Source organism: Nonomuraea sp. NPDC050478 (assembly GCF_044458265.1).
GTDB lineage: Bacteria > Actinomycetota > Actinomycetes > Streptosporangiales > Streptosporangiaceae > Nonomuraea > Nonomuraea ferruginea.
Genome location: NZ_JBITHT010000004.1, coordinates 777,425 through 791,702 on the forward strand (window position 1 = coordinate 777,425; position 14,278 = coordinate 791,702).

Sequence of the window (14,278 nt, forward strand, 5' to 3'; positions counted from 1 at the left end):
GGAGTTCAATGGGAGCGTGGTTGACGACCGCGATCCCACCGGACGACCGCTGTCGGCCCTGCCCGTCCCCCCACATGAGGAGCCGCCCCCGCCGCCCCCGTGGAAGCCCGCCGAGGAACAGGTCGTCGAGGCGTTCTCAGAGGTGCGCCGCCATCCGCGTGCCGTTCTGTGGCGCGCCGCGGTGGTGGCCGTCCCGGCTCTCCTCGCACAGTCGCTGCTGGCGCGCGTCATCGAGCGGCCGGCGATCTGGCACGAGTACACGTTCCTGTGGACACGGTTCGCCGACGCGCTGAGCGCGATCGCGATCCTCGCGGTGAACAGCGCCGCGATCGTCGTGCTCAGCGGTCTGCTGGCGCCCACGGTCATCGGCGCGAACTCCCCGCCGGGCACGTGGCGCGGCCTGGCCCGGCTGTGCGGGCTGACCTTCCTGCTGACTTCCCTGGGACTGGCGATGTACGCGCTCTTCCCGGTCGCCGCCGAGCGGGACATACCGGTGTCCGGCTTCCCGGGCGCCGGGCCGCTGTTCTTCCTGGCCGCCCTCTTCGTGGTCGCCGCCGTGGAGATCCGGTTCGCCTTCGCCGCGCCCGGCGTCACGGTGAAGGGGCTGGGCGGCCGGCAGGCCGTCAAGCTGTCCCGGCGGCTGACCCGCGGCCAGTTCTTCAAGATTCTCTCCGCCCGCTGCGTGCTGCGGGCGCTTCTCGAAGGCTTCGGCGGGATCCTCGGCGCGGCCGTGCTGTTGCGCGCCACGGGTGACGACCCGGCCGGCGGTCTCGGGCCGGCCGGGTGGACCGTGCTCGTCGCCGTCAAGTGGGCCATGCTCACCTGCGTCCTCGCGACCGCGTCGATGCTCGCCGTGGTGCAGTTCGCCGACCAGGACAAGCGGCTGAGCCGCGAGGACGCCACCGGGGAGCCGTCGTGACGGCCGCCGCCCACCCGCCACCGCCGCTCGCGCCCCGGAACATCCTGGAGATCTGGGCGACCGCCGTCCTGCTGCTGCGCCGCCATCCGCTCCCGTTCGTCGGGTCCGCGCTCGTCCTCACCCTCGCGGGCGACCTGGTCCTGTGGGCGTGGAGCGCGCTGGTCACCCCGCTGACGACCTCCGGCGCCACGCGGGAACAACTCGTCCAGTTGTCGGTGCTGTCGCTCCTGCTCGGCCAGGCCGTCGTCCTGGCGGTCTTCGCAATGACCGGGGCTCTGCAGGCGGTCCTCGTGGTGCAGGCGCTCACCGGGGAACCGGTGACCATCCGCACGGCGCTCCGCCTGCTGGCCCGCAGGATACGGCCGGTGCTCGGGGTGACCGCGCTGCTGACCGTGGTGCCGCAGCTGGTGGTCCTCGGGCTGATCGCGGCGCTCGGAGCCTTTTTCTGGTACGGGCTTCGCCCTCTGGCCGACGGGGATGCCCCTGCGAACCCGGCGGTGGTTCCCGAGGTCCTGTCCTTGCTGCCGTACACCTGGCAGATCACCACGCTGCCGCTGCTGGTCTGGCTGATGATGGCGCTGGCTCTGCTGTTCGCGCCGGTCACGGCCGCGCTGGAGCCGCTCCGCCTCGGTGGCGCGCTGCGTCGCTCCGCCCTCCTGGTGGGCAACAACCTGCCGCGGGTCCTGGGGATGCTCCTGCTCGAACTCCTCGCCACGGTGGCGCTCGTGGTGACCTTCCTCCTGCCGATCTGGCTCACCGCCGTGCTCGCACTGGCGCTGCTTCTCGGCCAGGTCCCGGCGACACCCGGGTGGGTGGACGTGGTGACGTACGTGCCGACGACTGTGGCCACCGCCGCCTACTACGCCTGGCTGGTGGCCGTCCTCGTCCTGCTCTACGTCGACGTACGGGTACGCAAGGAAGAGCTTGCGACGGACCTGCGGGAACGTAGCACGGCGGGACGTGACCAGGCCGAGGACCTGCGGGAACGCCGCGCGACCGGACGTGACCAGGCCGAGGACCGCCCGGAGGCTCCCTAACGGCCGGTGCGGCTGGCCACGATGACCTGGACGGTGTGCTCCAAGGCGTAGGCGGGGTCGGCGCCTGCACCCTTGACCTGCTCGTCGGCGTCGGCCACGGCCTGCATGGCGCGCGAGAGCCCTTCCGGCCCCCACCCCTTGACCTGTTTCCTGACCCGTTCGATCTTCCACGGCGGCATGCCCAGGTGGCTCGCCAGCTGCCCGCCCCGCAGGTTGCGCGGCGCCCCGGCGACCTTGGCGATGGACCGCAGCCCGCCCGCCAGCGCGCTCACCAGCAGCACGGGCGCGACACCCGTGCTCAAAGCCCACCGCAACTGCTCCAGGGCCTCGCCGAGCCGCCCCTCGACGGCCGAGTCCGCGACGTTGAACCCGGTCACCTCGGCGCGCCCCCTGTGGTAGCGCGCCACCGCCGCCGGAGTGATCGTCTTGTCTTCCGTGTCGAACATCAGCTGGTTGCACGCGGCGGCCAGCTCCCGCAGGTCGTTGCCCACCGCCTCCAGCAGCGCCTGGGCGGCCTCCCCCGAGATGCCCCGCCCGGCCCGTCTGAACTCCCCCTTGACGAACTCCAGCCGCTCCCCCGCCTTGGTCACCTTGGTGACGGTGACCACCTCGGCCCCGGCCTTCTTCACCCCGTCGACCAGCGCCTTGCCCTTGACCCCGCCGGGATGCGCCAGCACGAGCACCACGTCGTCGGACGGCCGCTTGGCGTAGGCGACGACCTCCGCGATCACGTCCTTGCCCAGGTCGTGCGCGGACCTGATGACCACGACGGTCCGGTCTCCGAACAGCGAAGGCGACGTCAACTGCGTCAGCTCCCCCGCCGTCACCTTCGACCCGACGAGATCGTGCACCTCGGCCCCGGCATCCATGGCCCGCGCCGCCACGACCACCTGGCTTACGGCCCGCTCCGCCAGCAACTCCTCATCCCCGACGACCAAGGTCACAGGTGCCGGATCGCTTCCCGCCATGTCGAGCAGCATCCCACGCCCTCCCCCCATCCCAAAACGCAGAGACACCAACCCACCCCGGCCACACCCGTGGGGGCGGTCGGTGGTCGGTTCAGTCCGGCCATACCCGTGGGAGCGACCGGTGGTCGGTTCCGCTCTGGGGCGGTCAGCGTCCGCGCGATACCACCGCGAGGGCTCCTTCCTGGTCGACGATCGCGACATCGCCCGACTTGTCCGTACGGTAGACGCGGGCGCCCATACGGTTCAGCAGGCTGAGGGTGGACGGGGCGGGGTGGCCGTAGCCGTTGCCGGCTCCCACGCTGACCAGTGCCGCACGGGCCTGAACCGCCGCGAAGAAGGCCGGGACCTGCCGAGGCGATCCGTGATGCGGGACCTTGAAGATGTCGGCCCTCGGCAGGGAGTCACGCAGGAGCCGGTGCTGGGCCTCCGACTCGATGTCGCCGCTCAGCAACGCCGACCCCGCGCGCCAGCGGACGTGCAGGACGATGCTCGCGTTGTTGGCGGCACTGCCCTCCCCCGGCCCGTCCGCCGCCGCTGACTCGGGCGCGAGCACGGTCAACTCGGACGGGCCGAGCCGCCACCGGGTGCCCGGCTGCGCGGTGTGCTCGGGGATACGGCGGCGCGCCAGGCCGGCGCTGAGACGGGCGCTCTGCGGCGCGGACGCGCGGTGCGGGCTGGTGATGACCGCTCCCACCCGCCGATCACGCTGCACGCCTGCCAGGCCGTTGACGTGGTCGCCGTGCGGGTGCGTGAGGATCACCAGGGGCACGTCCCGAACGCCGAGCCGCCGCAGGCACCGGTCCATGACGGCCGGGTCGGGGCCGGCGTCGACGACCACACCTTGGCCGGGACCGGCCGCGATGACCAGCCCGTCGCCCTGGCCGACGTCGCACATCACCATTAGCCATCCTCTGGGCGGCCAGGGCGTGGCGATGGGCCTGATCACGAGCACCGCGATCAGAACCCCGGCCGCGACGGCCAGCAAGACGGCCCGCCCCGCCCGCCGCCTCAGCAGCACCACCGCCACGGCGGCGGCGGCCGCCAGCAACCCGAGCCCCGCGATCCCCTGCGGCCAGGGCACGCTGGCCAGCGGGATGCCGACCGCCCACCGGGAGACCACGATGATCCAGCCGACCGCGTACCCTGCCGGAACCACCAGCGCCTGCGCCGCCTCCGGCCAGAACGGCGCGATCAGCGCCGCCACGAACCCCAGCAGGGTCGCGGGCGCCACAGCCGGCCCCGCCAGCAGGTTGGCCGGCACCGCCACCAGGCTGATCTGACCCGACATGAGCACCAGCACGGGGGTGACGGCAGCCTGCGCCGCAGCGGTCACCACCACCGCCTCCGCCGCCCACCGAGGCCACCGCACCCGGCGCCGCCCCACCGCCCGTCGTTCCACCACAGACCGCGGACAGGAGTCACCGGGACGCGCCAACCCCACCGCCCCCGTTGCCCCACCCACCCCAAAACCAGAACCGGCCCCAGGCTCGACCCCCCTCAACCCAGGACCCCGACTCGCCGCAGCAGAGAACTCCCCCGCCCCCGCCTCTCCGCCCACTCCAGAACCGGGACGCGCCCCAGGCGCGGAGCCCTTCGCCCCCGCTTCCCGACCCACCCCACAACCGGGACGCGCCCCAGACGCGAAGCCCTCCAGCCTCACGGGGGCACTTCCACCCCCACCCACTCCAGGACCAGGACTAGCCGCAGCCGAGAAGTCCCCCAACGCCGCCTCCCGACCCGCCCCAGAACCGGAACGCGCCGCAGACGTGAAGCCCTTCGACTCCGCCTCCCGACCCACCCCACAACCGGGACGCGCCCCAGACGCGAAGCCCTCCAGTCTCACGCGGGCACTTCCACCCCCGCCCTCCCCAGAACCCGAACTCGCCGCAGCCAGGAAGTCCCACGACCTCGCGTCCCGGCCCAGCCCTGAACCGGGATGCGCCAGACGCATGGAGTCTTCCGGCTCCGGGGCTGGGCACGCTTTCCTGCCCGAGCCGGAGACGGGACGGGCCACAGGCGCGTGGACCGCTGAGCCTGGGGCGGTGGGAGGGGGATGTGCGGTGAGGTCGCCGGTGAGGCGGGTGCGCCAGCGAGGGGCCAAGAGGAGGATGCCGGCTGTGGCCGTCACTGAGAGGGCGAAGCCGTAGGAGCGGGCCAGGTCGGGGACGAACAGGATGAGCAGCAGGACGGCGGCGGACAGTGCGGCGACGCCGTCCTTGGCCCGGCCGGTGCCCAGGGCCAGGGCGGCCACCAGACCCATCAGGAGGGCGCGCAGGACGCTGGGGGACGGCCGGGCCACGATGGCGAAGGCGATCATGGCCAGGGCGGCGAAGGCGGCTCTGGGGGCGAGGGGCAACCCGGCCAGCCGGCAGAGGGCGAGGGCGGCACTCGCGACGATCGCCAGGTTGGCGCCGCTGACAGCGTTGAGGTGGCTCAGGCCCGCTTCCCTGAGATCCTCGTCGACCTGGGGGTCCAGCCGCGAGACGTCGCCGACCACCAGGGCCGGGAGGAGGCCACGCTGGTCAGGCGGGAGGACGCCGGCCGCCTCGCGCAGGCCGCTGCGGAACTCGCCTGCCACCGTGTGGACGGGCGAAGGGGGCGTGAGGATCTCGGGCGGGTCTCGTACCAGGAGGATGGCGGCGACGAGGCCGGGCGAGGTGGGCTCGGCGAGGCGGCCCCTGACGTGGAGACGCTGGCTCGGGAGGAGCGGTCGCCATTCCGCGCCGTTGGCGAAGACCACGATCGGGCTGTGGACGGAGATGCGGCGGGTGCCGGTGCGGAGGATCTCCAGGTTGGCCTCCACGACGATGCTGTCCCGCTGGAACAGGCCAGGCTTGGGGCGCCTGACCTTGGGATCGTCGGTGAGGGTGATCTCGGCGGTGATGGACGCGCCCTCGGCGGCCAGCTCGGCGACGGGGCCGGTGGTGACGGCGTGCAGGCGGAGCGCGATCGAACCGCTGGTGGCGGCGACGCTGATCAGCACCGCGACCATGGTGTTGCGGCGGGCCGTGCTCCGCGCGAACCGCCAGGCCACCGGCGAGCCGGCCGCCGCGAGAAGGCACGTGAGGACGGCGACCTGGACGGGGCAGCCGAGGAGAACGAGAGCGGTGGCCCATGCGGCGGCCGCCGGGATCACGAGCGGCCAGAAGTGGCCCCCGCCCCTCTCACCACGGCTCGACGCCCCGCCGCAGCCCGCCGCCCCGCCACCTTCGCTGCCACCGAACCAATCCCCACCGATCTTCCCGACCCTGAACCTCGCCCCACCAAGCTTTCTGACCCTGAACCTCGCCCCACCAAGCTTCCCGAGGCCGGTTCTTCCGCCACCGGACCTCCCGACGCCGAGCCTCCCAGCACCGATCCTTCCGACGCCGGATCTTCCACCACCGAACTCCCCCAGAGTGGACTTCCTGCGGCCGAACGTCCGGCCACCGAACTTTCCGACGGCGGGCTTCCTGCGATCGAACTTCGCGCCACCGAACGCCCCGCCACTGAACCTCCCGACGCTGGACTTCTCGCCGCCGCCCCTCGCGCCACCGAACCTTCCGCCGTCGAACCCCCCGACGCTGGACTTTGCGCCGCCGAACCTTCCGCCGCCGAAGCTCCTGACGGTGGACTTTGCGCCGCCGAATCCGGGCCTGCTGCCTTCGCCACCTTCCGCCCTGCCGCCGCCAGGCGGGGCGTCAACACGATCGGTCTCGTTGGGAGTCGGGGTGCTGGACTTCTCGCCGCCGAACGTCCCGACGCTGGACTTCCCGCCGCTGAATGCGGGCCTGCTGCTTTCGCCGCCCTCCGCTCTGCCGCTGCCGGGTGCGGCGTCGACACGATCGTTGGGGGTCTGGGTGGTGGTGGCTGAGGGACGGATCGGGATCGGCATCAGATGCGGACCTTCGGCTTGATCTCCTCGAACCGCCGGGTACCGATGCCGCTGACCTCGCGAAGTTGGTCGACGCTGGTGAAGCCGCCGTGGCTGGTGCGGAAGTCGACGATGCGGGAGGCCAGGACCTCGCCCACGCCGGGGAGTTGTTCGAGCTGGTCCAGGGTGGCGGCGTTGAGGTCGATGACGGCGGCTTCGGGTGCGGCGGCGGAGCCCGGCTCAGCCGCTGGGGCGCCGACCATGATCTGCTCACCGTCGACGAGGCGTCTGGCCAGGTTGAGAGTGCCCAGAGGGGCGCCTCGGCGGATGCCTCCGGCGGCGGTGATCGCGTCCTGCACGCGGGAGCCGGTAGGCAGGGGGTAGACGCCCGGCTCACGGACTTTTCCGGCGACGTGGACGGTCACCTTGGTCGTCGGGGTGGTGGCGGGCGTCGCGCTGGCAAGCGGAGCCGGGTCAGGCAAGGGCTCGGGGACAGGCTGGGCGCGCCAGAGGAGGAAACCCGCCACCAGGACCGCCGCGGCGCCGAGGGCCAGCAGGACACGCACGCCGGGCCGCCCGGGGTCCAGGGCGGGAGCGGCGGCCCGGAAGGCCTGGAAGGACTCGGGCACCCCGGCGGAGAACGGGGCACCCTCGGAACCGGTGAGAGAACGGAGCCGGGACTCGGCGATGGTCCGCTCGGACGTCGAATCTTGGGCGCGCACGGCCGGAAAGGTACGGGGCAGCCCGGTGCCCGACACGTCCCGAACGAGGTTCTGTGGACAACGACGCCTTGTTCACAGGCCCTACGGCGAGCCCAGCGAACGAAGACACCCGGTACGGCAGCCGACCGAGGGGTTCCCGAAAGGCCGCGTCCGGGACATCAAGCTAGGGACGGCACCGGAGCCCCGGGGTCACGAAAAGCCGCACCCAAGACGACAGGCTGGGCGCGGTACCAGCGCCCCAGGCTCCTAAAAAGGCGCGCTCGAGACGTCAAGCTAGGCACAGTGCCAACCCCCCGTGTTCCCGAAAAGCCTTGGACCCCCCGGTCCCGCGCGAACCTCCCCGTCGCGACAGGCCCTCCCCAGCCACCGCCGCGACCACCCCCGGCTACGACGTCGGAGAGATCGTGATGCCCAGCATGCCCGGCCCCACGTGGACCCCGATCACCGCGCCCACCTCCACCACCCGGATCCCCACCGGCCCGCGCACCCGCTTCGCCAGGTTGGCGGCGAGGGACTCGGCGCGGTCCGGGGCGGCCAGGTGCTGGACGGCGATCTCGACCGGCTCGTCGCCCGCCTCCTCCACCGCCAGGTCCTCCAGGCGCGTGAGGGCGCGGGCCGAGGTGCGGACCTTCTCCAGCAGGGCGATGCGCCCGTCCGTCAGGTGCAGCAATGGCTTGATCATGAGGGCCGAGCCCAGCAGCGAGGCCGCCGCGCCGATCCGGCCGCCACGGCGCATGTGGTCCAGCGTGTCGACGTAGAAGAAGGTCCGCGTGCGGGCGGCGCACCGGCTGGCCGCAGCCGCCACCGACTCCAGGGACTCCCCCGCCTCGGCGGCGCGGGCCGCCGCCAGGACGGGGAAGCCGACGCCCATCCCGATCGAGCGGCTGTCCACGACCGTAACCGGCAGCGGCGCCTCGCGTGCCGCCGTCCTGGCCGACTCCACGGTGCCGGACAGGTCTCCCGACAGGTGGATGGACACGGCGCTCGCCGCGCCCTGCGCGGCGAGCGCGGCGTAGCAGGACGCGAAGCGCTCCGGCGCGGGCCGCGAAGTGGTTGCTGTCGCGAAATTTCCGGCGAACTCGGGCTCATCCCAGGACTGATCACCGGAAATCACCTGTACGGGGACAACAGCGACGCCCGACACCTCAGGCAAGTAAGCGGTGGAATCCGTGACTACGGCGACAGCGGGCGGCATACCCCGACTTTAACTACTGAACCGGCGTCCCACCCCGCCAGACGCGGCGCGGCTTGAGGCCGAAGGACCAGGCGAAGGCGCCCTCGTGGTCGGCGTCCCACTGGACGATGTCGGCGAGGCGTCCCGGCTGCAGCACCCCTCGGTCGGGAGCGCCGAGGACGGTCGCGCCGCCCAGCGTCGCCGCGCGCAGCGCGTCGTTGACGCTCATCCCGAACGCCGACACGGCCATCGCGATGACCAGCGACATCGAGGTGATGCCGCAGTAGCCGGGGTTGTGGTCGCTGCCGAGCGCGATCTGCACGCCGTGCTTGATCATCTGGCGGACCGGCGGCAGGTGGCCGCGCTGGAGGGCGGTGGCGGGGCAGACGACGGCGGGCACCCCGTAGCGGGACATGATCGCGATGTCCTCTTCGGACATGTGGTGCAGGCCGTCGGCGGAGGCGCAGCCGAGCTCGGCGGCGAGCTGCACGGCGCCGCGGCGGCTGAAGAGGCCGGCGTGGATGCGCGGCAGCAGGCCGACGTTGCGGCCCGAGGCGAGCACCCAGCGGGACTCCTCGGTGGTGAAGTGGCCCTCGTCGCAGTAGACGTCGACGCTGTCGGCGCCGGCCGCGGCCGCGTCGGCGCACCAGGCGCCCACGGCCTCGACGTATTCGCGCTGGCGGCCGAAGTATTCGGGAGGCACGACGTGCGCCGCGAGGAAGGTGACGTGCACCCGCGGCATCATCGGCTCCTTCTCCAGCTCGCGCAGGAGCCGCACGTCGGCCAGCTCGCCGTCGCGGGTGAGGTGGTAGCCGGTCTTGGCCTCGACGGTGGTGGTGCCGTTGAGCAGCCAGCCGCGCAGCCGCTCGCGCACGCCGTTGCAGAGCGTCCACGGGTCGGTGCCGCGCGTCACGGTGACGGTCGAGCCCACGCCGCCGCCCGCGGCGGTGATCGACGCGGAGGTCGAACCGCCGGTGCGGATGGCCAGCTCGGCGTAGCGGTTGCCGGCGTAGACGGGGTGGGTGTGGGCGTCGATGAGGCCTGGGGTGACGAGCGCGCCGCTCAGGTTTTCGACGTGGTCGACGTCGACGATGTCGTCGACGACGCCGGGGACGCTCTGCGGCAGGTCGGGCGCCCGGCCGACCCACGCGATGCGGTCGTTGTGCACGAGGATGGCGGCGTTGCTGAGGACCTCGTTGCCGGTCCACAGGCGGCCGATGTTGGTCAGCAGCCGAACGGTCACCGCATCACCGCCCCACGCGGGAGCAGCACGCAGCGCACGGCCTCCGCCGCGCCCACTGAGTCCGCTCCGGGTCCGGACGACATGGGGGTCTCCTGCTCTCATCCGCGATGCTGTAGCGGTGACCGTATCGCCTGACTCATGATCCGGCGATTTCAGTTCAGTTACGTTATTTCACAAGCGGGCTTGCTGTACAGGGTTATCCGGAAGAAAGCCCACTCATCCCAGACGCCACACCCTCAACCACAGGCCCCCGCGTGCTCCATCGTGCGCAGCAGCCGTCATCCCTAACCCGTGTCATTAAGTCGAAAGGCTCGGCTAATCCTAGCAATCCCAGCGTTGCGGGACCACTGCCGCGTTTGGGCAGCCCTGGCCACTTTGTGACCAGAGCTGCCCTCGCGTGCCGTTAAGAGACTCGTTCGACCGGCTTGCCTACGCGCATCAGCTCCTGGTAGAGGCTCGGCAGCACGCGGGCGTGCAGGATGGTGCCCTCCTCGACGTGGTCCACCGAGAGCACCTCGCCCTCCTTGTGGGCCCGCGAGATCAGGTCGCCCCGGTCGTACGGGACGAGCAGCGCGACCTCGTGGTCGAGCCGCGGCAGGCTGCGCTCGATGAGGGCCAGCAGTTCGGGGATGCCGGCGCCGGTGCGGGCGGACACCACGACGCTGTCGCGCTCGCGTCGCGTCAGGCGGTCGAGCACCTCCTGGTCGGCCGCGTCGGCCTTGTTGATCACCACGATCTCCGGCAGGTCGGACGCGCCCTCGATGGTCCCGAAGACCTCGCGCACGGCGGCGAGCTGTCCCTCGGGGTCGGGGTGCGAGCCGTCGACCACGTGGAGGATCAGGTCGGCGTCGCCGACCTCCTCCAGCGTCGACCGGAACGCCTCGACGAGCTGGGTCGGCAGGTGACGGACGAACCCGACGGTGTCGGCGATCGTGAACAGCCTGCCCTCGGGCGTGCGCGAGCGGCGCACGGTCGGGTCGAGGGTGGCGAACAGCGCGTCCTCCACCAGCACGCCCGCCCCGGTGATCCGGTTGAGCAGCGAGGACTTGCCCGCGTTGGTGTAGCCGGCGATGGCGACCGCGGGCACCTCACGCTGCTGGCGGCGCTGGCGCATGGTGTCGCGGGAGGTGGACATGCCCTTGATCTGGCGGCGCAGCTTGGACATCCGCTCGCGGATGCGGCGGCGGTCCAGCTCGATCTTGGTCTCACCGGGGCCGCGTCCGCCGATGCCGATGCCGCCGGCCGCCCGGCCGCCGACCTGGCGGGACAGGTTGCCGCCCCAGCCGCGCAGGCGCGGCAGGAGGTACTGGAGCTGGGCGAGCTCGACCTGGGCCTTGCCCTCCCGGCTCTTCGCGTGCTGGGCGAAGATGTCGAGGATCAGCGCCGTACGGTCGATGACCTTCACCTTGACGATGTCTTCGAGCTGGCGGAGCTGGCCAGGGCTCAGTTCGCCGTCGCAGATCACCGTGTCGGCGCCGGTCGACTCGACCACGTCACGCAGCTCCAGCGCCTTGCCGGAGCCGATGTAGGTGGAGGGGTCGGCGAACTTGCGGCGCTGGATCAGGCCTTCGAGGACCTGGGAACCCGCGGTCTCGGCCAGGAGCTTCAGCTCCTGGAGCGAGTTCTCCGCGTCCTCGACCGTGCCCGAGGTCCAGACCCCGACCAGGACGACCCGCTCGAGTCGCAGCTGCCGGTACTCGACCTCGGAAATGTCTTGAAGTTCAGTGGAGAGGCCTGCGACGCGCCGTAGCGCCTGGCGCTCCTCGAGGTCCATCTCGCCGGTCTCGTACTCTTCGATCGCGGGGTTTTCGTGCATTCGTGTCATCTCTAATAGGAAACGTCTGGACACCTCGGTGTCTTCCCCGATCGTGGCACGACATCCTCACCGCCAACACCTGATTATTGCGGCAACACGCTGACGTCGCCCGATCCGGCGCTGACCTTGATCTTGCGAGGCGCGTTCTGCTCGTCGCGGACCGAGACCGTGGCGTCGCCGCTGCCGACGTCGGTGCTCACGTCGTAGCCCTCGTCGGGGACGCGCAGGATGACGCTCCCCGAGCCCGTCTCCACCTCGGCGCTGTCCGGCGCGGCCGCGTACTCGAGCTCGATGTCGCCCGAGCCCAGCTCGGCGACGACCGTCTTGCCCGTCAGGCCGGAGGCGTCGACCGTGCCGGAGCCGGAGCTCACGGTGAGCGGCCCCGACAGCGCCCTGAGCGTGATGTCGCCGGAGCCGGCCTCGGTGGTGACCTGGAGGCCCTTCGGCACCTCGATCTTGTAGTTGACGCCGCAGTTGCCGGCGACCAGCCTCGGGCAGTCGTACTTGATCACAAGCGTGTCGCCGTTGACCGTGTGCTCGGTCGTCGGCTTCTCGCCGCGCCACTGGATGGTCTCGTCGACCTTCACCGTGCGGCGGTCGGTCTCGGTGATCTCGGTGTCGCCGGAGCCGTTGTGCACCTCCAGCTTCGTGACCTTCTCCGCGACCTCGTACGAGACGGAGTCCTGCTCGGTGGGCCCGGCGATGCCCGTCAGGCCGCATCCCGTCAGACCGCCGGTCAGCAACGCGGCCGAGGCCAGGAGGCCACCCGCGATCACAAGTCTCTTCATGCCCCGATCCTTCCGCGCGTGGCACCCCCACGCATCGGGGATGCCCCCGAAGGCGCCCCCGGCTTTGACCCTCGGAACCCGGATGGCGTAGCTTCCCTTCCATAATCCAGAAGCAGTTTTCCACGAAGCGGAAAGAGATCGCACCATGGAGATCACCGGCCCGATGCTCGACCGGTTCGACGAGGTCCTCACGCCCGAGGCGCTCTCGTTCCTGACGACACTGCAGCGGGAGTTCGGCGGCAGGCGGCTGGAGCTGCTGGAGGCCCGCCAGGCCAGGCAGCGCGAGCTGGCGGCGGGCGGCACGCTCGACTTCCTGCCGGAGACCAAGGAGATCAGGGAGGGCGACTGGCAGGTCGCGCCGCCCGCGCCCGGCCTGGAGGACCGGCGGGTCGAGATCACCGGGCCGGTCGACCGCAAGATGACCATCAACGCCCTCAACTCGGGCGCCAAGGTGTGGCTGGCCGACTTCGAGGACGCCAACTCCCCGCTCTGGGAGAACTGCGTGCTCGGCCAGCTCAACCTGCGCGAGGCGCTCGACCGTACGATCGACTTCGAGTCCGGCGGCAAGGCCTACGCGCTCCGTCCCGACGAGGAGCTGGCCACGATCGTGGTGCGGCCGCGCGGCTGGCACCTGGACGAGAAGCACGCGCTGGTCGACGGCGACCCGGTGTCGGCGTCGCTGTTCGACTTCGGCCTCTACTTCTTCCACTGCGCGAAGCGGCAGCTCGACAAGGGCAGCGGCCCTTACTTCTACCTGCCGAAGATGGAGTCCCACCTGGAGGCGCGGCTGTGGAACGACGTGTTCACCCGCGCCCAGGAGCTGCTGGGCGTCCCGCACGGCACGATCAGGGCGACCGTGCTCATCGAGACCTACCCGGCCGCGTTCGAGATGGAGGAGATCCTCTACGAGCTGCGCGACCACTCGGCTGGGCTCAACGCGGGCCGCTGGGACTACCTGTTCAGCGTGATCAAGAGCTTCCGCACCCGGGGCCGCGAGTTCCTGCTGCCTGAGCGCAACGCGGTGACGATGACCGCCCCGTTCATGCGCGCGTACACCGAGCTGCTGGTGCGCACCTGCCACAAGCGGGGCGCGCACGCGATCGGCGGCATGGCGGCGTTCATCCCGTCGCGGCGCGACCCGGAGGTCAACGCGGTCGCGCTGGAGAAGGTCCGCGCCGACAAGACGCGCGAGTCGGGCGACGGCTTCGACGGCTCCTGGGTGGCGCACCCCGACCTGGTGCCGATCTGCCGCGAGGTCTTCGACGGCGTGCTCGGCGACCGCCCCAACCAGCTCGACCGGCTGCGTGAGGACGTCACCGTCACCGCCGCCGACCTGCTGGCCGTCTCCGAGACGCCGGGCGACATCACCGAGGCGGGGCTGCGCAACAACGTGGACGTGGCGCTGCGCTACCTGGCCGCGTGGATGGGCGGGCTGGGCGCGGTGGCGATCCACAACCTGATGGAGGACGCGGCCACGGCCGAGATCTCCCGCTCCCAGATCTGGCAGTGGATCCACAACGACATCACCCTCGCCGACACCGGGGCCCAGGTCACCAAGGAGCTGGTCGAGCGGATCATCGGCGAGGAGCTGGAGAAGATCGCGGCCGAGCCTGGCTACGACGAGAAGCTGTTCGGGCAGGCGACGGAGCTGTTCAAGGAGGTCGCACTGGACGACGACTTCGCCGATTTCCTGACGCTTCCGGCATACGCCCGAATGCCGTAGATGCCGCCATATATTTGCACTATAGGGAGGCCGAG

General features: G+C 71.4%; 11 protein-coding genes. 4 read left to right on the forward strand and 7 right to left on the reverse strand.

Annotated features, from left to right (window positions below; all coding sequences use genetic code 11):
- Positions 1-16: 16 nt before the first annotated feature.
- Positions 17-919: a hypothetical protein gene (locus tag ACIBF7_RS23550; RefSeq protein WP_397198155.1), complete on the forward strand. Its 903-nt coding sequence runs from the start codon at positions 17-19 to the stop codon at positions 917-919.
- Positions 916-1,956, forward strand: a complete 1,041-nt coding sequence (locus ACIBF7_RS23555) for a hypothetical protein (RefSeq protein ID WP_397198156.1) — start codon at positions 916-918, stop codon at positions 1,954-1,956. The genes ACIBF7_RS23550 and ACIBF7_RS23555 overlap by 4 nt, the downstream gene beginning before the upstream one ends.
- On the opposite strand, the gene holA is transcribed toward ACIBF7_RS23555, so the two are convergent.
- Together holA and ACIBF7_RS23565 are read right to left on the reverse strand one after the other, a co-directional pair.
- The gene (holA, locus tag ACIBF7_RS23560) at positions 1,953-2,936 is read right to left on the reverse strand and encodes a DNA polymerase III subunit delta (protein WP_187281323.1); all 984 of its coding nucleotides are present in this window, start codon (positions 2,934-2,936) and stop codon (positions 1,953-1,955) included. The genes ACIBF7_RS23555 and holA overlap by 4 nt on opposite strands.
- 133 nt (positions 2,937-3,069) lie before the next feature.
- Complete coding sequence (locus ACIBF7_RS23565) at positions 3,070-6,060, reverse strand: ComEC/Rec2 family competence protein (RefSeq protein WP_397198157.1); 2,991 nt, start codon at positions 6,058-6,060, stop codon at positions 3,070-3,072.
- A 262-nt stretch (positions 6,061-6,322) separates the two neighbouring features.
- On the opposite strand from ACIBF7_RS23565, the gene ACIBF7_RS23570 reads away from it, so the two are divergent.
- Positions 6,323-6,820 carry a hypothetical protein gene (locus ACIBF7_RS23570; RefSeq protein WP_397198158.1) on the forward strand — a complete coding sequence of 166 codons (498 nt, stop codon included), beginning with the start codon at positions 6,323-6,325 and terminating at the stop codon, positions 6,818-6,820.
- Here ACIBF7_RS23570 and ACIBF7_RS23575 read toward each other — a convergent pair.
- From ACIBF7_RS23575 to ACIBF7_RS23595, 5 genes are all read right to left on the reverse strand, one after another.
- Positions 6,798-7,499, reverse strand: coding sequence for a ComEA family DNA-binding protein (locus tag ACIBF7_RS23575; RefSeq protein ID WP_261808759.1), 702 nt, complete (start codon positions 7,497-7,499; stop codon positions 6,798-6,800). The genes ACIBF7_RS23570 and ACIBF7_RS23575 overlap by 23 nt on opposite strands.
- 385 nt (positions 7,500-7,884) lie before the next feature.
- Positions 7,885-8,694, reverse strand: coding sequence for a DegV family protein (locus ACIBF7_RS23580; protein ID WP_397198159.1), 810 nt, complete (start codon positions 8,692-8,694; stop codon positions 7,885-7,887).
- A gap of 13 nt (positions 8,695-8,707) precedes the next feature.
- The gene (hutI, locus tag ACIBF7_RS23585) at positions 8,708-9,916 is read right to left on the reverse strand and encodes an imidazolonepropionase (protein ID WP_148033512.1); all 1,209 of its coding nucleotides are present in this window, start codon (positions 9,914-9,916) and stop codon (positions 8,708-8,710) included.
- Positions 9,917-10,319: 403 nt separating this feature from the next.
- On the reverse strand, positions 10,320-11,732 hold the full coding sequence (gene hflX, locus ACIBF7_RS23590) for a GTPase HflX (protein ID WP_148033513.1): 1,413 nt from the start codon (positions 11,730-11,732) through the stop codon (positions 10,320-10,322).
- 83 nt (positions 11,733-11,815) lie between these two features.
- Positions 11,816-12,520 (reverse strand): DUF4097 family beta strand repeat-containing protein, encoded by a 705-nt coding sequence (locus tag ACIBF7_RS23595; RefSeq protein ID WP_148033514.1) that lies wholly within the window; start codon positions 12,518-12,520, stop codon positions 11,816-11,818.
- Between the two features lie 145 nt (positions 12,521-12,665).
- Between ACIBF7_RS23595 and aceB the strand changes: the two genes are divergently transcribed.
- Complete coding sequence (aceB, locus tag ACIBF7_RS23600; protein ID WP_397198160.1) at positions 12,666-14,243, forward strand: malate synthase A; 1,578 nt, start codon at positions 12,666-12,668, stop codon at positions 14,241-14,243.
- Positions 14,244-14,278: the final 35 nt, after the last annotated feature.